Origin of the sequence: Oecophyllibacter saccharovorans (assembly GCF_006542375.1) — a bacterium.
Lineage (GTDB): Bacteria > Pseudomonadota > Alphaproteobacteria > Acetobacterales > Acetobacteraceae > Oecophyllibacter > Oecophyllibacter saccharovorans.
Map to the genome: position 1 here is coordinate 992,223 of NZ_CP038143.1, position 21,754 is coordinate 1,013,976.

Annotated in this window: 17 protein-coding genes; 9 read left to right on the forward strand and 8 right to left on the reverse strand. The window is 62.1% G+C overall.

All coding sequences use genetic code 11. The annotated features are described in order from the left end of the window. The first annotated feature begins 24 nt into the window (after positions 1 to 24). The 7 genes from E3E11_RS04340 to E3E11_RS04370 all read left to right on the forward strand — a co-directional run bounded on the left by E3E11_RS04340 (position 25) and on the right by E3E11_RS04370 (position 4,435). Positions 25 to 381: a hypothetical protein gene (locus tag E3E11_RS04340; protein ID WP_141451333.1), complete on the forward strand. Its 357-nt coding sequence runs from the start codon at positions 25 to 27 to the stop codon at positions 379 to 381. A gap of 74 nt (positions 382 to 455) precedes the next feature. After that, positions 456 to 1,145 carry an MBL fold metallo-hydrolase gene (locus E3E11_RS04345; protein WP_141452131.1) on the forward strand — a complete coding sequence of 230 codons (690 nt, stop codon included), beginning with the start codon at positions 456 to 458 and terminating at the stop codon, positions 1,143 to 1,145. Between the two features lie 254 nt (positions 1,146 to 1,399). Continuing rightward, positions 1,400 to 1,879 carry a DUF192 domain-containing protein gene (locus E3E11_RS04350; protein ID WP_331250962.1) on the forward strand — a complete coding sequence of 160 codons (480 nt, stop codon included), beginning with the start codon at positions 1,400 to 1,402 and terminating at the stop codon, positions 1,877 to 1,879. Between the two features lie 60 nt (positions 1,880 to 1,939). Continuing rightward, positions 1,940 to 2,938, forward strand: coding sequence for an NAD-dependent epimerase/dehydratase family protein (locus E3E11_RS04355; RefSeq protein ID WP_141451334.1), 999 nt, complete (start codon positions 1,940 to 1,942; stop codon positions 2,936 to 2,938). Then, on the forward strand, positions 2,939 to 3,286 hold the full coding sequence (locus E3E11_RS04360; protein WP_141451335.1) for a DUF3147 family protein: 348 nt from the start codon (positions 2,939 to 2,941) through the stop codon (positions 3,284 to 3,286). It abuts the gene before it with no gap. Positions 3,287 to 3,355: 69 nt separating this feature from the next. After that, on the forward strand, positions 3,356 to 3,727 hold the full coding sequence (locus tag E3E11_RS04365; RefSeq protein ID WP_141451336.1) for a zinc ribbon domain-containing protein YjdM: 372 nt from the start codon (positions 3,356 to 3,358) through the stop codon (positions 3,725 to 3,727). Positions 3,728 to 3,769: 42 nt separating this feature from the next. Further along, positions 3,770 to 4,435, forward strand: coding sequence for a LysE family translocator (locus E3E11_RS04370; RefSeq protein WP_141451337.1), 666 nt, complete (start codon positions 3,770 to 3,772; stop codon positions 4,433 to 4,435). A gap of 123 nt (positions 4,436 to 4,558) precedes the next feature. Here the strand turns inward: E3E11_RS04370 and E3E11_RS04375 are convergent, their stop codons facing one another. The 8 genes from E3E11_RS04375 to E3E11_RS04410 form a co-directional block, all read right to left on the reverse strand. Next, positions 4,559 to 4,984: an organic hydroperoxide resistance protein gene (locus tag E3E11_RS04375; protein ID WP_141451338.1), complete on the reverse strand. Its 426-nt coding sequence runs from the start codon at positions 4,982 to 4,984 to the stop codon at positions 4,559 to 4,561. Positions 4,985 to 5,148: 164 nt separating this feature from the next. After that, a complete protein-coding gene (gene mdoH, locus E3E11_RS04380) occupies positions 5,149 to 7,311 on the reverse strand; it encodes a glucans biosynthesis glucosyltransferase MdoH (protein ID WP_141451339.1) in 2,163 nt (720 codons plus the stop codon). After that, complete coding sequence (locus E3E11_RS04385; RefSeq protein ID WP_141451340.1) at positions 7,311 to 8,903, reverse strand: glucan biosynthesis protein; 1,593 nt, start codon at positions 8,901 to 8,903, stop codon at positions 7,311 to 7,313. The genes mdoH and E3E11_RS04385 overlap by 1 nt, the downstream gene beginning before the upstream one ends. 231 nt (positions 8,904 to 9,134) lie before the next feature. Then, positions 9,135 to 9,845, reverse strand: a complete 711-nt coding sequence (bioD, locus tag E3E11_RS04390; protein ID WP_141451341.1) for a dethiobiotin synthase — start codon at positions 9,843 to 9,845, stop codon at positions 9,135 to 9,137. After that, a complete protein-coding gene (locus E3E11_RS04395; protein WP_231118809.1) occupies positions 9,838 to 10,722 on the reverse strand; it encodes a methyltransferase in 885 nt (294 codons plus the stop codon). Before E3E11_RS04395 ends, bioD begins: the two co-directional genes overlap by 8 nt. Beyond that, complete coding sequence (locus E3E11_RS04400) at positions 10,716 to 11,516, reverse strand: alpha/beta fold hydrolase (protein WP_195804960.1); 801 nt, start codon at positions 11,514 to 11,516, stop codon at positions 10,716 to 10,718. The genes E3E11_RS04395 and E3E11_RS04400 overlap by 7 nt, the downstream gene beginning before the upstream one ends. A gap of 8 nt (positions 11,517 to 11,524) precedes the next feature. Next, positions 11,525 to 12,802 carry an aminotransferase class I/II-fold pyridoxal phosphate-dependent enzyme gene (locus E3E11_RS04405; protein ID WP_231118810.1) on the reverse strand — a complete coding sequence of 426 codons (1,278 nt, stop codon included), beginning with the start codon at positions 12,800 to 12,802 and terminating at the stop codon, positions 11,525 to 11,527. Continuing rightward, positions 12,799 to 14,175: an adenosylmethionine--8-amino-7-oxononanoate transaminase gene (locus E3E11_RS04410; RefSeq protein WP_141451342.1), complete on the reverse strand. Its 1,377-nt coding sequence runs from the start codon at positions 14,173 to 14,175 to the stop codon at positions 12,799 to 12,801. Before E3E11_RS04410 ends, E3E11_RS04405 begins: the two co-directional genes overlap by 4 nt. A 576-nt stretch (positions 14,176 to 14,751) precedes the next feature. On the opposite strand from E3E11_RS04410, the gene E3E11_RS04415 reads away from it, so the two are divergent. Both E3E11_RS04415 and E3E11_RS04420 read left to right on the forward strand, forming a co-directional pair. Next, complete coding sequence (locus E3E11_RS04415) at positions 14,752 to 14,964, forward strand: hypothetical protein (RefSeq protein ID WP_141451343.1); 213 nt, start codon at positions 14,752 to 14,754, stop codon at positions 14,962 to 14,964. A gap of 541 nt (positions 14,965 to 15,505) precedes the next feature. Then, positions 15,506 to 21,643 (forward strand): autotransporter-associated beta strand repeat-containing protein, encoded by a 6,138-nt coding sequence (locus E3E11_RS04420; RefSeq protein WP_168189196.1) that lies wholly within the window; start codon positions 15,506 to 15,508, stop codon positions 21,641 to 21,643. Positions 21,644 to 21,754 lie beyond the last annotated feature (111 nt).

Consider the following 21,754-nt stretch of genomic DNA (forward strand, 5'->3'; position numbering starts at 1 on the left):
CGGACATATTTTAATAAATGGGAAATGCAGGATGAAATATCCTCTTTCTCTCAAGTTCTCCGCGTGCCTGCTGATAAAAGCATTTCATTTTCTTCCAATGCTGCAGGCCTGAAAGCGGAAAAAACTGAAGTGGAGAAAGAAAATCAATGGGAATTTCAGGCTGATCGGGCTCAGAATATCCCTCGGGGAACAGGGAACCCTGTCATTACTTCAGCCACGACAGATAAAATTCCGGTCGGAGCACGGACAGAACAGGCACTGAAAAAGCGGCAATTCTCTGCCGGGCTAGGCAGGAAGCGGTCAGCCGGGCTGTCGAACCCCAGGATACAAGGCCCGGAGCAGGAAGCGCTGGCGGGGGTGGAAAGGGGCAGGGTAGGGTGAGACAGTTGTATTTTTTCTGTCAGGAAAATTCTTTCATGGTTCCTCATTCTTCTTCCCCTGCCACTCCGGCAGGAATGGCCGCTGATACCGGTGCGGCTTCCTCCAAGTCCGATTCTCTGCCCCCGCTGCAGGCGCAGAGTGTGCCGGTGACGCCGTTGCGCCAGAACTGCACCATTCTCAGTGACGGGACAGGGCATGCGGTTGTGGTCGACCCGGGCGGGGACGTGGCTCACCTCCTGTCCCTCCTGCACGGCAGGGAAGTGGAAGCCATCCTGCTTACGCACGGTCATTTTGATCATGTGGGCGGGGCGACGGCACTGCAGCGCGCGCTTTCAGAACGCCAGGGCAGGCACGTGCCGATTCTCGGCCCCGATGAAGGAGATGATTTTCTGCTGGAAAGCGCCGCCCGGCAGGGCGCGTCTCTGGGGCTGGAAGGGATGGAGAATGTCAGGCCGGACCGCTACCTGCGCCACGGTGAAACACTGAACCTGATGGGCCATGAGATCGATGTCCTGCATGTGCCCGGTCATACTCCCGGTCATGTCGTGTTTCACGACCGCAGGGCCAAACGCGTCCTGACCGGCGATACCCTGTTCCGCGGAACGGTCGGGCGCACGGATCTGCCTTACGGCAACGGGGAGGAACTCCTGTCCCATATCCATCAACGGCTGTTCACCCTGCCTGAGGAGACGGTCGTTCTACCGGGCCATGGCCTGCCAAGCACGATCGGAGAAGAAAAACGCTACAATCCCTTCTTTCAGTAATCTCCTGCCTGTGACCGCTTTCACTGACTGCGCCCGTCGCGCTAAAGCGGTCACACCCTCCGAGATCCTGATCCTGCAGGGCCGCCTCACGCCTGTTTCCCACCTCCCGGAAAAGACAGCTCATGACCAGTACCCGTGCCCGTACCCGTACTATGGCACTTCATGCATCCGCTGCCAGATCAGCCTGCTTCCGTTCTGTTTGCAGGTGGGCAGCCCTGGGAGTTGGGCTGTGCGCTCTGGCCGTGGCGGTGGTAGTGCGCTCTGCACAGGCCCAGGAAACCCCGATCACGCAGGCGCAGCCCCCATTGCCGACAGCGTCGCTGAGCATCACGGGCCGGGACGGGACAGTGCATCACTTCACCGTCGAACTGGCGCGCACGGAGCGTGAGCAGGAAGTCGGTGAGATGTTCCGCACGCATCTCGCCCCTGATGCAGGCATGCTCTTCCTGTGGCCCACACCGCGTGAAAGCGACATGTGGATGCGCAACACGCTGATCCCGCTCGATATTGTCTTTATCAGCCAGGACCACCGCATCCATGCCATCTCCGAAGACGCCATTCCGCGCAGTGAAGCCATCCTGAGCAGTGAAGGGCCTGTCGGCAGCGTGCTGGAACTTCCTGGCGGGACGACAGCAAGGCTGGGTATTGTCGTGGGAGACCGGGTCAGCTCCCCCGCTTATGGGACTGCGGCTCATGACGGCAGGAGCGGTCCAGCCAAGGGGCCGGGAAAATGAGCAGGGGCTGAAATATTTCCCCAACAACAGGCTGCCCCAATAACAGGCTGAAGGATCATCATGACCGTTCTGGTCACCGGCGTGGCAGGGTTCATTGGTGCTGCTCTGGCGCGCGCTTTGCTGGCCGAAGGCGAGAACGTGATCGGCATCGATCGCCTTGGGGCCTATCCTGCCCTGGCGCGCGCCAGGCTGCAGCCTCTGCTGGCTGTTCCCGATTTTGCCTTTCACCAGTTTGATCTGGGCGGAACGCAGGAAGGTTATGGACAGGTCGAGCGCTTCATGAAGCGCCATCCGCACATTCGCGACGTGGTTCATCTGGCAGGGCGGGGGGGTGTGCGACAATCAGGCCGGATACCGGAAAGGTTTGTGCATGATAACATCGATGCTCATACGGCCCTCCTGCAGGCCTGCCGACACCTGCCGGCGCTGCGGCATGTGGTCTATGCGTCGTCGTCAGCGGTTTACGGTCATGGTGCCCGCCTGCCCTTCGCTGAAGCCGCGCCTTTGGGGCGCCCCGGCTCTTTTTATGCCGTGACGAAGCGTACCAATGAACTGGCGGCGGAAACCTTTGCGGGTCTTTATGGTCTGTCTCTGACGGGCCTGCGTTTTTTCACCGTTTACGGGCCCTGGGGGCGGCCAGACATGGCCTGCTGGAAATTCGCCTCAGCCCTCAGGCGCGGGGAGGAGGTGACCCTCTGGCAGGACCAGGACCTGGCCCGGGATTTCACTTTCATTGATGACGTGGTGCAGGGAATAACACGCCTGCTGCGTCAGCCATCAGTGCCGGGCCGGGCACGCGTGCTCAACCTGGGAAAGGGCAGAGCGGACCGTGTGGAAACCCTCGCAATGCAGCTGGCAGACTGCCTGCACAAACCCCTGCGCCTGCGCAGAGCTCCCCGACCGCCTGAAGATCTTTTGAAGACGGAAGCGGATCCTGCCAGCCTGGAAGCTGCCTGCGCCTGGAGGCCGACGACCCCGCTGGCTGAAGGGATAAGCCGCTTCTGCACCTGGTTTAACGGGGTGGAAGAGGCGGTTCTGCGTGTCTGGGAGCAGCCCTGAATGCTTTTTGTGCTCAAGGCTGTACTTTCGGGCGTACTGATAGCGCTGGTGGCAGGCGTTTCCCGGCGTTATCCCGGCGCAGGGGCTCTGATTGCCTCATTGCCGCTGATATCCGTGCTGGGCATGGTCTGGCTGTGGGTCGAAAAGCCGGACCGGCAACTGATGGAGACGCATGTCGGGGCAACCTTCTGGTACATCCTGCCTTCCCTGCCGATGTTTCTGCTGATTCCTCTCTGTCTGCGCCATGGCATGAATTTCTGGCTGGCCCTGGCCTGTGGCTGCCTGCTGACTGTGGTTCTGTATGTTCTTCTGGCCACTCTTGGTGCGCGTTGGGGGTTGAAGCGCTGATTAGGCATGTCTCCTCACTGGTGCAAGTTCATGCATTCCGTTAGGGTAACGTTCTGATTTCAGGAGAAAATGATGGTTGATGCCGATCCCGCCTGTCCGAAATGCCACTGTGCACATGCTTATCCTGACGGCGCCCATGGAGGCAGCCTGTGGGTCTGTCCGGAATGCGGCCATGAGTGGAATCCCGCTCTGGAGACGACTGACGCACAGGAGAATGGGGAAGGCGGCGTGCGGGATGCGGTCGGCAATCTGCTGGCAGATGGCGACAGTGTCACGGTGATCAAGGATCTCAAGATCAAGGGGAGTTCCCAGACCCTGAAGGCCGGAACGAAGGTCAAGAATATCCGGTTGAGCGATGGCGGCGGCGGTCATGACATCGCCTGCAAGATCCCCGGTGTCGGTGCCATGGACCTGAAATCGGAATTCGTCAGAAAGGCCTGATCCCGGCCCTGCGTTTCATCGGCGAGAGGAGAATCCATACTCATGGATCCAGTCATGCAGGCGGTCATCGGCTTTGCGACCGCATGGGCCATCCTTATCCTCGCCCCTGGCCTGGATTTTATTTTCGTCCTGCGTACGTCATTGGGAGACGGGAAAAAGGCAGGCGTTGGGGCCGCGCTCGGCGTGGCACTCAGCATCGGCCTGTGGGGTGTGGCAGCGGCGTTCGGTCTGGCCAAGATCGTGGCCGTATCGCACCTGGCCTTCGAAATCCTGAAATGGGGCGGCGCGCTGTACCTGGCTTATCTCGGGGGCATGCTGCTTTTCAGGCCCCGTAATGTTCTGGTTGAAGATGAGACCAAGGTCTCTCAGGAGCTGACGCGGGATCGGGCGTTGCCCTCCTCATTCTGGCTCTGGTTCCGGCGCGGCGCGGTGGTCAGCCTGCTCAACCCGCAGCTGGGCATTTTCGACCTGTCGGCCTATGCGCATGTGATGCCGCCGGACCTGGCCAATCCCGTCGCTTTCTGCCTGATGCTCACCGTGCTTCAGGTCGTGATCGTTCTGCCTTACCACCTGTTCGTAGCCCTGGTGGCCAATAAGGCAGCCGTGCTGCTCAACACGCCCTGGTTCGTCAATCTGCTGGACCGCCTTACCGGGTTGGTGTTCCTGTGGTTTGCCTACCAGCTCCTGCAGGCCCATCCGCCTGTCTGAGCCGGTCTGTTATATGGGTATCCTGCCGACTGATAACTGACTGACAGAAAAGCCGGTCTCTCTACAAAAGAGAGACCGGCTTTTCAATTATCCCTGCGTGAGCCGGTTTTTCAGGTCCTGATATCAGCTGGCCAGAGAGATGGTGGTGGAAATGTTGCCTTTGGTAGCATGGGCGTAGGGGCAGACGATTTCAGTCTTTTTCAGCAGATCCCGGGCTTCTTCAGCCGGCATGCCCGGCAGGGAGACAGAAAGGCTGACTTCAAGGCCGAATCCTCCTTCAGAGCGTGGTCCGATCCCCACTGTCGCCTCCACGGAGGTATCGGCGGGCAGAGTGATTTTCTCATGCTGGGCCACGAATTTCATGGCGCCAAGAAAACAGGCAGCGTAACCGGCAGCGAAAAGCTGCTCGGGATTGTTGCCCTCGTCGTTGCCGCCGAGCTCTTTGGGCGTTCCCAGCTTGACCTTGAAACGTCCGTCCAGGGTTTCAGCGACACCGTCACGTCCGCCGGTGGCACGTGCGGTGGTTTTATAGACGACTTGAATGGACATGGAGTGAATCTCCTGAAGGATTGGGGGTCTGAAACCCAGTAACAACCGGCTTGGGATCGTGCCGGAGGTGATAGGCTGCTGGAGATGAGCCTAGCGGGTAAACCCGTAAATGTCCCCCATGTTTTCAAGCCCTTCTTTCGTGTGCTTCTCTGCCTCCAACGAGACTATTCCAGGGGTAGGGCGGCCAGCAGTTCCACCCCTTCCGCATTGGCCAGAACGGCGGATTTCTCTTTGGGAGTCAGGCGTTCCAGAGCGACCTTGAGCGATGTGCTTTCGCGCACTTTCAGCAGTCCGACCAGCAGGGCCACGTCAATCGGATCGCCCGGCTCGCGCGGCGGGGGCAGGGCGTCCTCATGGGCGCGGCGGAGGGTGGCATTCTCCCGCAGCGCCAGGCTTGCCTCGAGAGCCGGGTCATGGTCGACATGCCCTTCCTCTTCCTCGGCCATTTTAATGATGCGCGGCGGGTGTGTTTCTTCGGGAATCAGCAGCAGTCCTGCCTTGCGCAGATCCTGTCCCATCGCGGTGCTGCCAGTGAAGGCCACCAGGGGAATGGCCAGAACAAGGCCGATCAGCACAGGCAGCATCCACAGGAACAACGGCAGCGATACCGACCAGGCCGCCACGCTCAACGCCACGCCCAGGGCGCTGTAGATCCAGTAACGGTGCATCACTTCCTTGATCGAGACGCGCCCGTCATCGCGGTTCTGCGCTTTCCAGCCTGAATCGCGCCCCATGAGAATGGAGAGGATGCCCGATGTCTGGATCATCATGGCGATGGGCGCGATGAGACCGCCGATAAGCGTTTCAATCAGCACCGAAAGCGCCAACCGCCCGGCCCCTCCCGAGCCTTCGCGGGTGTGGCGGTCGAAACAGGCGGCGATATAGGCCAGCGCTTTGGGCGCCAGCAGGATCACCATCGTTCCGATAAACAGGTCCCGCGCCTGGATCGGGTCCACATGGGGCCAGTGGGGGAAGAGCATGCGTTTCGTGCCGAAATATTCCGGATGCGACAGCCCCGCCTGCAGGGAGATGAGAATACCGCAGAGCAGAAACAGCAGCCACAGAGGCGACATGACGTAAGAGCCGATGCCCACCAGCATGTGGGAGCGGCTGATCCAGTGCAGGCCTTTGGTGGCCAGCAGGCGCCCGTGCTGCAGGTTTCCCTGGCACCAGCGACGGTCACGGATGGCGATGTCGGTGAGGGAGGGCGGGCTTTCTTCGTAGGAGCCGAACAGGCCAGGCACCATGTGAATGGCCCAGCCGCCGCGGCGCATCAGGGCGGCTTCCACGAAGTCATGGCTGAGAATGTGACCGCCGAAGGGGGGCTTGCCTGACAGATGCGGCAGCCCGGCCTGTTCGGCAAACGCACGGGTGCGGATCACGGCGTTGTGGCCCCAGTAATTGCCCTCCGAGCCATGCCACCAGGCGATGCCATGAGCGATCATAGGGCCGTAGATCCGCCCGGCGAACTGCTGCAGGCGGGCAAAAAGGGTGCGGCCTTCCACGATGACGGGCAGGCTCTGGATCAGCCCCACCTGGGGGTGTTTCTCCATCGCGCCGACCAGGCGCACGATCAGCCCGCCATCCATCAGGCTGTCGGCATCCAGGGTGAGCATGGTTTCATAAGCGCTGCCGAACTGGCGCACCCATTCGCCGATATTGCCGGCCTTGCGGTCGGTATTCTTCAATCGGTGGCGGTAATAGACATTCTGCGCCCAGGGTTCTCTGCACAGGTCGAGATAGGCTTTCTCTTCCTGGACCCAGAGGTCGGGATTGGTCGTGTCAGAGAGGATGAAGACGTCGAAAGCGCCCAGCTGACCGGTTGCTTCCAGACTGCGCAGCATGGCACGCAGATTGGCCATGATCTTGTCGGGCGGCTCATTATAGGTCGGCAGCAGGATGGCCGTGCGTTTTTCAAGCACAGGCAGGGGACCGTGGCGGTGAATGCCCAGCCCCAGCCCTCCGCGGCGGAGCAGGGAGACAAAACCTGCCAGTGCAGAGGTGAAGGACAGCGAGATCCAGAAACTCAGTATGGCGAACAGAATGAGGATGATCACCCCCAGGGTGCTCATGCCGAAAGAGTTGAAGACCCTGTTGAGCTTGTCGACGCTGAAAAGCGTCAGCGCCAGCGCACCGCCGAACACGAAAAGCCGCCGTGCCCACAGCCAGGCCGGGCGGGTTGGCAGCCTGCGGGGGTGGCGTCCGTGCAGATCCGGAGCGGCGTCCAGATTCTGCACCGGCATGGCCAGCGGCGCGTCAGGCGGCAGATAAGCGCGTGCACCAGGTGACGGAGAAGCGGGGGCGGGATGAGCAGTCGGATCGGTCATCAGGGCGTCCAGCGATAGAGCCAGGTTTCGGAAATCGGCCCCTTATCCGTTGCCAGCTGCGCCTGCATCTCGCAGAGCTTTGCGTCACCGGGGGCCAGTTGGAACATGGCGCGCATGCCGTGAATGTGCGGATTGGGCAGCAGAGTGATTTTACGGATCTCACCCGGGGTGGTGTGAATGATCAGATGATAGGGCGTGTTCGGCGGAAGGGTCCTGAAGGGCGCTCCCGTGAAATCGATGACGAATTGCCGGAGTTCCGGGTGATCCACCACATTGCCGACGCGTGTTGCCGCAACCCGGGCCAGATGCGTGGGCCAGGGCGTGTCCCAGCCCCAATACATGCGGTAGGTATAGCTGTAGGCCTGGTTCGCCTTGAGCGTCTCTTTGGGGCGCCAGAACGCAACGATGTTGTCGTTGACCTCGCTTGGAGTGGGGATCTCCACCAGATTGACGGTTCCGTCCCCCCAGTTGCCCACCGGCTCGATCCAGAGGGAAGGCCGTTTTTCGTATTTGAGAACGAGGTCTTCATAGTCATGAAAAGCCCGGCGGCGCTGCATGAGGCCGAAGCCGTAAGGGCCGGAATCGACAAAAGCACCCAGCTGCAGGTCGGTCGGATTGGTAAGCGGGCGGTAAAGCTGCTGCCCGGCACCCGTCCACATCTGCAGGGCTTCGCTGTCATGGGCCGCAGGGCGCCAGTCATCGACGTGGTCGTGATCGTTGAAATCGAAGAAATACATGCCGGTCAGGGGCGCGATCCCTGCGCCTGCAATATCAACGCGCGGATAGAACACGGACTGCACGTCGAAAAGAGTGGTGTCGCCCGGACGGATGGTGAAGCGGAACGCGCCGGTCAGTGACGGGCTGTCAAGAAGGCCGTACATGACGAGGGCATGGCTGTCAGCTGCCGGCTTTTCCAGCCAGAAGGCGCGGAAAAGCGGAAACTCCTCGCCCTTGAGGGTGCCTGTGTCCTTGGCGAAGCCACGTGCCGAAAGCCCGTAGACCTGGCCGCGTGCAGTAGCGCGGAAATAGGAGGCGCCCAGGAAGACCGCGCATTCCTGCAGATGGCCCGGATCAAAGGCATAGCGCAGCCGAAGCCCTGAAAACCCGATATCCTTGTCCACTTTCAACTTGGGGTTGCGGTACTGAAACAGGTCAGGACTGTAAGGGATCAGGGTGGCCCTGCCGTCCTGCACCTCGTACATGTTCACGCGCGGCTTGTAGAGATAACCGCGCGGAAAGAATTCGACATCGAAGTTCAGATGGTCGCCGGCCCACAATGCCTTGGCGGGATCGTAAATAATGGAATTGAACTGGTCGAAGGACATGTCGGCCAGAACGGCGGGCAGTCCGTGTGGCGGGGCCTTGTAGGGTCGGCGTGAAAGCGCGCGCGCCAGTTCCGACACGGTTGTACTGTCGAAAGGGGTGCTGGCAGGGTCCGGCTGGCTATCGGTCTCCGGTTCTTCCTGAGCGGGAGCTTGTGACGACGGCTGTGGCTCGCCTGCTCGTGCCTGGCGGGAAGCCAGGCCCAGAACCGACAGGCTCAGGCCCGTGCCCATGCTCGCCCTGACCAGATCGCGACGCCGAATGTCCATGTTTGTGCCTGCCGTTCCTGTCTTGGTTGGTCCTGCTTGACCGATCTTGCCGCACGATTGCCTGTCCGGGTGAAGGAGACCGGAATCGGGCTGTTCGCACGGGGAAGAGAGCAAGCAGAGGTATTCCTAACCTGCCTTCATGCCCCGCTGAAGTGGCGACTTAGTGGCAGGGGTCTCCATAATGCGGATAAATCGGGCAGCCTGAATCCCTGCTCAAGCACCGGGCAGAGGTCACAGGGCCCTGGTAGGGGGACTCCTCCGGCTCAGAGCTTCCGCGAAGACCTGCACTGTGCGGGGGGTGATCGAATCCAGATCAGGCAGGGTAAAAAGGCAGGGTGCCGCCAGCTGTTGGCTGAAGGTCTCGACAAGATGCCGGTTTTCCTTCTGGGCCGGGCTGTTGGCGCTGTACACGATCCCTTTGAGCGGGAGGCCCCGGTGATGCAGGGCTTCCAGACTTAGAAGCGTGTGGTTGAGCGTGCCCAGCCCGCCGCGTGCAACCAGCACGACCGGCAGCTTGAGATGGGCGATGAGATCGATCATCAGGCAGCCCGGAGCGATGGGGACCATCAGGCCGCCAGCGCCTTCCACCACCAGGGGTTGGCGCGCCCGGGGGAGCTCCAGCGCGAGGGGGTGGAGAGTCCTGTTTTCCCGCTGTGCGGCTGCCAGGGGAGAGAGTGGGGCCTGCAGCAGGGCCGCGGGGGGAAGAATGTCCTCCTCCGCACAGCCTGACAGCACTTTGACTTCCGGCCCGTCGCCCGCTTCATCGCTCAGGCCGGTCTGATAGGGTTTCCAGTAGGTCGCTTTCCAGGCTCGGACCAGGATAGCGCTGACCAGGGTCTTGCCTATGCCGGTATCGGTGCCTGTGACAAACACGCTTTCAGGCGTGCAGGTATTGAAGCCCTCGGCATCAGCGCCGGTAAGGGCGCGAAAAGAGTCAGTCATTTGCAAGGAACCCTTTCAGGACGGGGTCTTGCCTGGCGGAGGCAGGGGAAGAAATTGGGCCATGGGTCCTGAAGGTGCCCAATCCGATCTGGTAGGTGACAGAATCGTGGTGGGCATCAAACCACGCCAGCGTGCGCCGCAGCGCCGCAGCGGAGACCGGGCGGTGGTCCGGGCGCGGAAGGGCTGCACCGATGGCCCGCAACCCCTGCAGGAAATCGCGCCCTGAACGGCGTTTTTCCTGCAGGTCATGCACTTCCCAGTTGCCGCTGCCCAGCCTATCGGGCCATTCCGCCTGAAGGGTGGCGGGCGCAGGCCAGTCGGGAAGGCCGCAGGGTGTCCGGGTGGCCTCGCAGCTGTCACGCCACTCCTGAAGCGTCTGCTGCAGAAGCGTTGCGGCGATAAACAGCCCGCCGGGAACCAGGCGCTGGCAGAGTCTCTGCAGAGCGCTCGGGCGATGTTCGAACCACTGCAGGCACAGGCTGGAAATAATGAGATCAAACGGTGCGGCAAAACCCTCTGGTTCGTCCGCTTCCGGATTTTCCCCATCCATGACGTGAAAAAAATTTTGGCCGTAGAAATGACTGAGTGAAGAATTCCGGGTTTCCAGGCGCTGGCGGGTGCGTTGCAGCATTTCAGGTGAGAGGTCGGTCAGCCACAGCGTGGCAGCCGGAAAGGCCTGGCGCAGCCAGGCGCTGAGAAAGCCTGTGCCACAGCCCAGCTCGAGAATGCGCAGCTGTGTGTTTGGCGCAGAAGGCAGCCTGGCGCAGGCCTTCTCTGCCACCAGCTCGGCACAGATCCTTTGCACATGCGCCTGCCGGTCATAATCCCGCGCCTGGCCGAACCGGGCGGCAATGGCGGCTTTGCGTGGCGTCAGCACGGGTTTTCCTCCTGAAAAGGAAACTCTGACCCCTGTTCTGCCTCCGTCTCTGACTTAGCCCAGATTTTTTCCAGCCAGCGGGCACAGAATGCCGGATGTGTCAGGGGCAGCAGATGACCCCCTTGCGGAAGGCAGGTGACCTGAATCGGGTCAGCACTCTCTTCAGGGATTGTTTTCAGCACAGGCCCCAGCCGTGCGGGAGGTAGGGGATCGCGCCCGCCGACGAGACTGAACAGCCTCCCTGCCCTGTGGCGGTGCATCTGGCTGAGCTGGCCGCGGCAGTCGCGCTGCCGCAGCTGTATCAGGCCCTGCCGCAGCCGGGACATGTCAGGCGCTGGAAGGTCAATCAGGAGATCAGCAGTAGCCTGATCCGGACTGCAAAGCTGCCGGAAATCCGTCAGTACTTCCCGGGGATGGGTGAGCAGACGGCGTTCCATGCGGCTCAGCACGCGCTCGGCCATGCCTTGGGGATGATCGGGAGCGCTTGTGAAACGCGCGAAGCCATTGAAACTGGCCAGACCGCGACAGCCTGCGGGCCAGTGTCCGCCAAAGCGCTGCAGCAGGTCCTGCACCCCGGCGGAATGTCCCACCGCCAGCCAGGGGCGCTTCGGCCACTCGGGCATCACGGGAGGGCGGTCGGGCGTGAAATAACCGGCCTCACTGCAGACTGCCCGCCAGCCAGGCAGATGGCTCAGCATGGCGTTCCAGAAGCCGGAATCATAGCCCCAGCCATGACACAGATAGAGGACGGGGGTTTCAGGCGCAGAAGTGACAGGTGAAGAGAAGGTCTTCATGACCGGCTTCATACGCGCTTTGCCAAGCCAGGATCCTGTCTGCCGAAAGGTCCTGATGGCAGACACGAGACCAGGGCTTCAAGCTGCTCTTCCCGCAGACCCGCATGCAGGGAAAAGCGCAGCCGCGCCGTGCCGTGCGGAACGGTGGGCGGGCGGATGGGCATGGCAAGAAAACCGGCTTTCTCCAGCTTTTCGGCAAGGGCCAAGGCGGTTGCGTTCTCCCCGATGATCAGCGGCACGATCTGGGTGGTTGAAGGACCGGCCCCGAAGCCGCGCTGCTCCAGAACCCGGCGCAGGTCTGCGGCCAGGCGGGCGACATGCTGGCGTTCCCGCTCCATGTGGGGCACGAGCTCCAGCGCGGCGTCCATCGCGCCCAACACAGTGGGAGGCAGGGCAGTGCTGTACACAAGCCCGGAGGCCTGGTTGAACAGCCAGGCGCAGAGCGCGGAAGAGCCGCAGACGAAGGCCCCCATGCCGCCGAGCGCCTTGCTGGCTGTATGAACGGCCAGGTCAGCTAGGGCGCCGGCCAGGCCTGTTCCGCCGGGGCCGAGGATGCCGGTTGCATGGGCTTCATCAACATAGAGAAAAGCGCCGAATTCATCAGCCAGGGCGCGCAGCCCGGCCAGGTCGGCCCGGTCGCCATCCATGGAGAAAACGCTTTCCGTCACGATGAAGCTGAGCCCGCCGTGAGAGGTGTGCTGCTCCAGCAGCTGGCGCAGATGGCCGAGGTCATTGTGGCGGAAACGTTTCTGGTGCACGCCAGCGGCCGCACAGCCATGGTGCAGGCTGGCATGGTTGAGCCGGTCACAGAACATGCGCGCCTCATGCCCGGTCTGCAGGCGGGAGAGCTGGTCGAGGGCGGGCAGGATCGAGGCATTGGCCTGCCAGCCGGTTGCGAAAAGCAGAGCTGCCTCACAGTTCTTGAAGCGGGCCAGTTTTTCTTCCAGCGCGAGATGGAGCTCAAGCGTGCCCGTCACCAGGCGCGACGCCCCCGCTCCCGTGCCGAAACGCGCCGCCCAGCTGGCGGCTCTTTCCCGCAGCAGGGGATGTTGGGACAGGCCGAGATAATCATTGGAAGACAGATCAACCAGCGTGCGGCCCTGTAGGGCCAACCCTTCCCGCGAACGTTGCATGGCTCTGGGAAAGCGCCGCGTATGGGTCTGCGCCTTTTGGGCCAGGGCAGAAATCAGGGCGTCCTGCAACCGGCTTCCCTGCCTGGAGGGGGCGAAGGAACTTTCCGGTGGCTGTTCAATATTGCCGGGAGGAGACGTGACATCACGTCTCATGTGCTGTGGGTCTTACCAGGTGGAGACTGTTTGGGCCGTGGCTGTTGCGTCAGTTCAGCTTTCAGGACGCGGTAGAGGCCTGCGGTCAGTTTCCGCAGCTGTTCAGGCGTGATGGTGAAAGCGGGGGTGAGGTAGACGATATTGCGGAAAGGCCGGATCCAGACCCCTTCCTGCATGAAGCGGCGTCCGAGCTCAGGGGCGTTATCCAGCTTTTCGAGTTCCACAACGCCGATTGCGCCCATGACCCTTACGTCTCTCACTCCCGGCAGCGTACGGCAGGGGGCCAGTTCTTCGCGCAGCTGCTTGCTGATGGCGGCGACCTGCTCCAGCCGCGGTTCGCGCGCAAACAGATCCAGCGAGGCATTGGCGACCGCGCAGGCCAGGGGATTGGCCATGAAGGTCGGGCCATGCATCAGGGCAGCTTCAGGGGCTTCGGAAAGAAAGGCATCAAAAATCCCCCTGCGCGCCACGGTAGCTGCCAGGGGTAGCATACCGCCGGTCAGGGCCTTGGAAAGAGCTATGATATCAGGTACGACGCTTGCCTGCTGACAGGCAAAAAGGGTGCCGGTGCGACCGAAGCCCGTGAAGATTTCATCAAATACCAGCAGAATGCCATGACGGTCGCAAAGGCGGCGCAGGGTCTGCAGGACTTCAGGCGGATGAAACACCATGCCGCCTGCGCCCTGTACGAGGGGTTCCACCAGCATGGCGGCGATTTCGTGCCCCCGTGTGCTGAGAAGGGTCTCTAGGGCCGCAAGCTTTTCGGGCGATGTGGGGAGATCAGCCAGGATCTGGCTTGGCAGGGCCGGACCGAACAGGGCGTGCATGCCTTCTTCAGGGTCGCACACGGCCATCATGCCCATTGTGTCGCCGTGATATCCGCCCCTGAAGGACAGCAGCCTGCGGCGCTGGCTTGCCTGCGGCTCATGCCCGGTTCGCGCCTTATTCATGTGATACTGCAGGGCGATCTTGGCTGCGACCTCCATGGCCACCGAACCGGAATCGGTGAAGAAGACCCGCTCCAGGTCTCCGGGAAGCAGGTCCGCCAACCGTGCTGCAAGTGTTCGGGCCGGCTCATGCAGCAGCCCGCCGAACATGACGTGCGGCATGCGACCAGCCTGGGCCAGCAGGGCCTGCTGGAGATGGGGGTGGTTGTAACCATGGCAGGCTGTCCACCAGGAAGCTACGCCATCCGTCAGCTCCTGCCCGTCTGCCAGAAAGAGCGATGTGCCCTGTGTATGGGAGACGGTCGGCGGGAGGGGGGCAGTCTGCATCTGGCAGTAAGGCAGCCAGAGGTTTGGCAGGGCACAGGCACGTGCCTGGGCGGCAGGCGTGCCTGAAGCCTGGGACAGGGCAGGGGCCGAGGTGGACATGACGGTCTTTTCCCGTACGCTGTTTTCCCTGGCAAGCTCTCCCTGCAGTGCTGTGCCGGGTCCCGCCAGGTGATCTTGCAGGCGAAGTGCATAAAGGAAAGGCGAATGTTCGTTTCGGCAAAGTCAGTTTCGAAGCTGTCCGGTAGGCCACACCGCCATCCTTGTCGCGGGCGGCAGAGCAGCCGGGCTGGAATCAGGATGGCGCTGGCAGCAGGCCTGTCCTGTTTTAGTCTGGGTCTGGGCGGCTGCAGGTCACCGGCTAAACCGGCAGGCGTTAGCCCGCCGAGTGCCGCGCTGCACACGGCTGTCATGGCAGCGCCGGCTGCTTCCGGTTCCGGCCAGGTGAATTTGCAGTACCTCCGGAAAAGCTCCGGCAAAGCCCGGCCTGATCAGCTTCCCGCTAAAGAAAACCTTGCTGGAAAGTCACCTATTGTTACCGAACCACGCCAGATAACGATTCTTTCCGTTGTGCCGGCTGATCCGGCAGAGAGCGGGAAAGCCGCTGGAGAAATCCCGGACAGGAAAAATCCAGATAAGGCCAAGGGGGATGAAGTCAGCATCGCCTGGCAGGATCGCGTGTCCGACCCGCCAGCTTTCGTGCAGGAGCCGGGGGAAGTGTGCACCTTCAAGCCCGGAAGCGCTCTGCTGGTGGCTGGGCCTCACGGAGAGCCGCGTATCCAGCCCAACAGCCTGTGCACTCTCAGTGCGCCGCCTACCGGACCTTCCATGAGTTTTCCAGATCCCCTGGCAGCTGAGCCGGGTGTGGCGCCGCAGGCGGCCAGCAACTGAGCTGGCCGCGTCTGTAGAGCTGGCGAGGGCTGGTGCAGGCCCTGTGCCATAACTGTGACGTGTCGGCGGCAGCTCATAACTGCTGCTTTAAGCTCCGAATGCCTGAAGCTCCGAATGTCTGGCCGAATATGCCAGAACGGAGAAAGAGGACGCAGAGAAACCGGCCACAAGGTAAAACTAGCGGTATTACGGGTTGGTTACCGGCAAAATTACCTGAGCTTTCAATCTTTTATCATGGTTCTAGGAGGTTCTGGGCTTGCAGGGGCGAGGGGCGGCATGGTGCACGGGAGGTCGGAAACCTGCTTTGTGGCAGGAAAGACACTAAAGGAGAGTTTTTAATTTTATCTTAATGTTGCCGAGGTGAATCGTCTTGACCTCCCTTCCCCCCTCTTCGTAAGAGAAGGTAACCAAATTCCTAATTCAAAGTTAAGTGACGGGAGAGCGCCTCCCTCACACTTTTTCTCTATAAAGCGGGGTTGTCATGCGCCTTCACCAATCCGGGCGTCGTCATTTAGCTGGAGCAGTTCGTCTTTCTACTGAAATGGGTAGAGAGCTGTTTCCACGCAAATACCATCTTCATCTGGCTACGCTGCTGCTGTGCAGTTCCGGTCTGTTGGTTCCGGCTGCGGCACGGGCGGCCTCCGATGGAATGGGGCTTGATGACAGCCAGGTGACGGGTCAGTCCGGTGTCATGGATCTGGCGGACAGCACGGAAACATCCGCTCCCCTCACTTTCGGAGCGGTCAGCTATACGCCGGGCCAGACGACTTCTGCAGGCACCAAGCTGGGAGGCACACAGGGCAATGGCGGGGGCAGCTCGTATCAGAAGACTGGTACGGGCACGACCACCATTACCGATGCCCAGAGCTACACCGGCGCTGTCGCTGGAGATGCTTTCCCGAAAGGGCCGAGCGATCCGGTTCCTAACGGCAGCATTTCCGTCGAAAACGGCAAGCTGGACATCGGTGCGGGCGGTAAGGTCAGCAATGATGGCTACGTCATTGTTGGCCGTGACGGCAACGCTGCTGGGATGGACATTGTCAATGGCGGCACGCTTGACGCCAAGGGCAATGTGAACATCGGGCTTGCGGGCAACTCGAACGGTGAGCTGACGGTTGACGGTTCGGGCTCGCGTGCGGACGTTGCGGGCAGCCTGACGGTCGGCAATGGCGACAGCAGCTACGGCTCGGGCAAGGGCGGCCAGGGCACGCTGAACGTGACCAATGGCGGCCAGGTGACGGCAGGCCAGGTGTTTGCGGGCAACTATGCGGGCAGCACGGGCACGGTCAATGTGGGCGGCAAGGGCGCGCAGCTGACGGCGACGCAGCTTCTGGCGGTGAACGGTGACGGCAACGGCACCGTGAACATCAATGACGGCGGCACGGTTGTGTCGCAGGGTGTTGTTGCGTTCGGCGACGGCAGCGGTCAGGGCAGCGGGACGCTGAACGTGAACGCCGGTGGCAAGCTGATTGCTGGTGACAGCAACGGCCAGAGCGGGATCCAGTCGACCGGCAGCGCGTATGCGATGAACCTGAACGGGGGCACGCTGCAGGTTCGCAGCGGCAGCGACCTGAACACGTCAGTGAACATGAAGCTGACGGACGGTAGCAACGGTGCCTCGACGATCGACACGAACGGGGGCAATGCGGGGCTGTCCGGTGTGCTGTCGGGCAGCGGTGCGCTTGACAAGGCGGGCCAGGGCACGCTGACGCTCACCGGCGACAACACCTATACCGGTAACACCACCGTCGCCAACGGAACGCTGCAGCTGGGCAATGGCGGCACGACGGGGTCGATCGCCAGCAAGAACATCGCGCTGGCTTCGGACACGTCCGAGCTGGTGATCAACCGCAGCAACGACCTGGCGATGAACCAGACGATCACCGGTTCCGGCGGGATGACCAAGAAGGGCGCCGGCACGACGACGCTGACGGGCAATGTGGACCTGGAGGGCACGAGCCCTGACGGCAAGGCATGGCCCAAGGACATGAACGCGCCCACGCCCGGTGGCAGCATCGCGGTTCAGGACGGCAAGCTGGACATCGGTGCAGGCGGCCACGTGACCAACAACGGTTACGTGATCATCGGCGACGGTCATGGCAACGCTGCTGGGATGGACATTGTCAATGGCGGCACGCTTGACGCCAAGGGCAACGTGAACATCGGGCTTGCGGGCAACTCGAACGGTGAGCTGACGGTTGATGGCTCGGGCTCGCGTGCGAACGTTGCGGGCAGCCTGACGGTCGGCAATGGCGACAGCAGCTACGGCTCGGGCAAAGGTGGCCAGGGCACGCTGAACGTGACCAATGGCGGCCAGGTGACGGCAGGCCAGGTGTTTGCGGGCAACTATGCAGGCAGCACGGGCACGGTCAATGTCGGCGGCAAGGGCGCTCAGCTGACGGCGACGCAGCTTCTGGCGGTGAACGGTGACGGCAACGGCACCGTGAACATCAATGACGGCGGCACGGTTGTGTCGCAGGGTGTTGTTGCGTTCGGCGACGGCAGCGGTCAGGGCAGCGGGACGCTGAACGTGAACGCTGGCGGCAAGCTGATTGCTGGTGACAGCAACGGCCAGAGCGGGATCCAGTCGACCGGCAGCGCGTATGCGATGAACCTGAACGGGGGCACGCTGCAGGTTCGCAGCGGCAGCGACCTGAACACGTCAGTGAACATGAAGCTGACGGACGGTAGCAACGGTGCCTCGACGATCGACACGAACGGGGGCAATGCGGGGCTGTCCGGTGTGCTGTCGGGCAGCGGTGCGCTTGACAAGGCGGGCCAGGGCACGCTGACGCTCACCGGCGACAACACCTATACCGGTAACACCACCGTCGCCAACGGAACGCTGCAGCTGGGCAATGGCGGCACGACGGGGTCGATCGCCAGCAAGAACATCGCGCTGGCTTCGGACACGTCCGAGCTGGTGATCAACCGCAGCAACGACCTGGCGATGAACCAGACGATCACCGGTTCCGGCGGGATGACCAAGAAGGGCGCCGGCACGACGACGCTGACGGGCAATGTGGACCTGGAGGGCACGAGCCCTGACGGCAAGGCATGGCCCAAGGACATGAACGCGCCCACGCCCGGTGGCAGCATCGCGGTTCAGGACGGCAAGCTGGACATCGGTGCAGGCGGCCACGTGACCAACAACGGTTACGTGATCATCGGCGACGGTCATGGCAACGCTGCTGGGATGGACATTGTCAATGGCGGCACGCTTGACGCCAAGGGCAATGTGAACATCGGGCTTGCGGGCAACTCGAACGGTGAGCTGACGGTTGACGGTTCGGGCTCGCGTGCGGACGTTGCGGGCAGCCTGACGGTCGGCAATGGCGACAGCAGCTACGGCTCGGGCAAAGGCGGCCAGGGCACGCTGAACGTGACCAATGGCGGCCAGGTGACGGCAGGCCAGGTGTTTGCGGGCAACTATGCGGGCAGCACGGGCACGGTCAATGTCGGCGGCAAGGGCGCGCAGCTGACGGCGACGCAGCTTCTGGCGGTGAACGGTGACGGCAACGGCACCGTGAACATCAATGACGGCGGCACGGTTGTGTCGCAGGGTGTTGTTGCGTTCGGCGACGGCAGCGGTCAGGGCAGCGGGACGCTGAACGTGAACGCTGGCGGCAAGCTGATTGCTGGTGACAGCAACGGCCAGAGCGGGATCCAGTCGACCGGCAGCGCGTATGCGATGAACCTGAACGGGGGCACGCTGCAGGTTCGCAGCGGCAGCGACCTGAACACGTCAGTGAACATGAAGCTGACGGACGGTAGCAACGGTGCCTCGACGATCGACACGAACGGGGGCAATGCGGGGCTGTCCGGTGTGCTGTCGGGCAGCGGTGCGCTTGACAAGGCGGGCCAGGGCACGCTGACGCTCACCGGCGACAACACCTATACCGGTAACACCACCGTCGCCAACGGAACGCTGCAGCTGGGCAATGGCGGCACGACGGGGTCGATCGCCAGCAAGAACATCGCGCTGGCTTCGGACACGTCCGAGCTGGTGATCAACCGCAGCAACGACCTGGCGATGAACCAGACGATCACCGGTTCCGGCGGGATGACCAAGAAGGGCGCCGGCACGACGACGCTGACGGGCAATGTGGACCTGGAGGGCACGAGCCCTGACGGCAAGGCATGGCCCAAGGACATGAACGCGCCCACGCCCGGTGGCAGCATCGCGGTTCAGGACGGCAAGCTGGACATCGGTGCAGGCGGCCACGTGACCAACAACGGTTACGTGATCATCGGCGACGGTCATGGCAACGCTGCTGGGATGGACATTGTCAATGGCGGCACGCTTGACGCCAAGGGCAACGTGAACATCGGGCTTGCGGGCAACTCGAACGGTGAGCTGACGGTTGATGGCTCGGGCTCGCGTGCGAACGTTGCGGGCAGCCTGACGGTCGGCAATGGCGACAGCAGCTACGGCTCGGGCAAAGGTGGCCAGGGCACGCTGAACGTGACCAATGGCGGCCAGGTGACGGCAGGCCAGGTGTTTGCGGGCAACTATGCAGGCAGCACGGGCACGGTCAATGTCGGCGGCAAGGGCGCTCAGCTGACGGCGACGCAGCTTCTGGCGGTGAACGGTGACGGCAACGGCACCGTGAACATCAATGACGGCGGCACGGTTGTGTCGCAGGGTGTTGTTGCGTTCGGCGACGGCAGCGGTCAGGGCAGCGGGACGCTGAACGTGAACGCCGGTGGCAAGCTGGTTGCAGGTGACAGCAACGGCCAGAGCGGGATCCAGTCGACCGGCAGCGCGTATGCGATGAACCTGAACGGGGGCACGCTGCAGGTTCGCAGCGGCAGCGACCTGAACACGTCAGTGAACATGAAGCTGACGGACGGTAGCAACGGTGCCTCGACGATCGACACGAACGGCGGCAATGCGGGGCTGTCCGGTGTGCTGTCGGGCAGCGGTGCGCTTGACAAGGCGGGCCAGGGCACGCTGACGCTCACCGGCGACAACACCTATACCGGTAACACCACCGTCGCCAACGGAACGCTGCGGGTTCTGGGAAGCACGGCTTCCTCGGCCAATACAACGGTTAACCAGGGCGCGACCCTGGACGGCACGGGCACGATCGGCAATGCCACCATTTACGGCACCTTTGCACCGGGTCTCGGAACGTCCAACCCGTATGGCAAGATGCAGGTGAATGGCAGTGCCGTCATGAAAGCCGGCTCGTCAATGGTGGCGAATGTCGGCCCCAACCTGGCCTCCAGCCAGGCGGACCTGACCGGTTCTTTCGCCATTGATCCGGGCGCGACCCTGCATGTGACGGCCAATGATGGCGCCAACCTTAACCTGGGTCAGCACTACACGCTTGTTGATGCCACGGGCGGCGTTTCTGGCAAGTTCACCAGCTACGATCAGAGCGGCCTGATCGCCACGCACTCCATGCTGGAAATTGCAGGTGTGAACTACACCTCCAATGAGGTGCAGATCGGCCTGATGCGCAACCCGAATGCCAGCTTCTGCATCGGGGCGGGCACGCGTAACGAGTGCGCGGCCGGTCACGGGCTGGACGGCGTGGTGGGTTCCACGGGTGACAATGCTCTGACCAATATCGTTGCCGGTCTGAGCAATGCCCAGCGTTACCGTGCTCTGGATGCGCTGTCGGGTGAGATTCATGCCAGTGCGCGCACGGCCATGATCAATGACAGCTATTACATCCGTAATACGGTCATCGATCGACTGGACTGTGTGGATGATGAGCTTCGTCGCCTTTCCCGTGGTCAGAAAGGCCGCGGTTACTGTGACGAAGGCATGAAATACGGCAAGATCAACCTGTGGGGCACTGTCTACGGTAACCAGGGTCACAATGCCGGCAGCCGTCCGGCCGCCACCAATGCCGCGGGCCTTGATACCAGCGATGTCGGCTGGATCATGGGCGCTGACACGATGGTCGGCCAGTGGCGCGTCGGTGGCAACCTGGCTTATGGACGCTCCTGGTTCTCCAATGGCGGGGCCCGCGATTCCAGCACCAGCTCCAACAACGTGACCCTCGGCGCCTATGCGGGCACCGCGTGGAAAGTGGGCGGTGTGAACCGGGATGCCCAGGTTACCCTGAAGCTCGGTGCCGATTATACCTGGAACATCCTCAACTCCAGGCGCACGATCCGCTTCCCGGGCTACTATGGTCACACGAATGGCGGCAATCTGGGTGGCACTGCGCAGGTCTTCGGTGAATCCGGCTACAAGTTCATCGTGATGGCTACCAGGGAGAACCCGGTTGAGCTGGAGCCGTTCGTGCGGATGACCTGGGTCAACTACAACAGCTCGCACATGAACGAGCACGGCGATACGCTGGCCAACCTGCGCGTCAAGGGACAGGACACCAGCATGGGTTACTCGACCTTCGGGCTGAAGGCGGCGACGCGTGTGAAGTTCGGTGCCGGGTGGATTTCCCCGCATGTCATGGCGGCTTACCGTTATGCCTTCGGCATCACGCGTGGCACGGTGCGTGAACGTTTCGGTGTGGCTGGTGCCGGTGTCGGTTACGACATGGATGTGATCGGTACGCCGCTTTCCACCAATACGGCCCTGGTGGAAGCCGGTGTGAGTGCCAAGATGACCGATCGTCTGGACATCGGACTGGACTTCATCGGTCAGTATGGCAATCGCCTTACGACCAGCGGCGGTATGGGTCATGTGACCTATCGCTGGTAAGAACGGTTGACGACTGCCTCTTTAGGCGCTTGGTATCAATCAGGGAGCGGGAGGTTCACTCTTTCCGCTCCCTGACTTGTATAGAGAGACCTGTTTGCAGAAACTTATTTT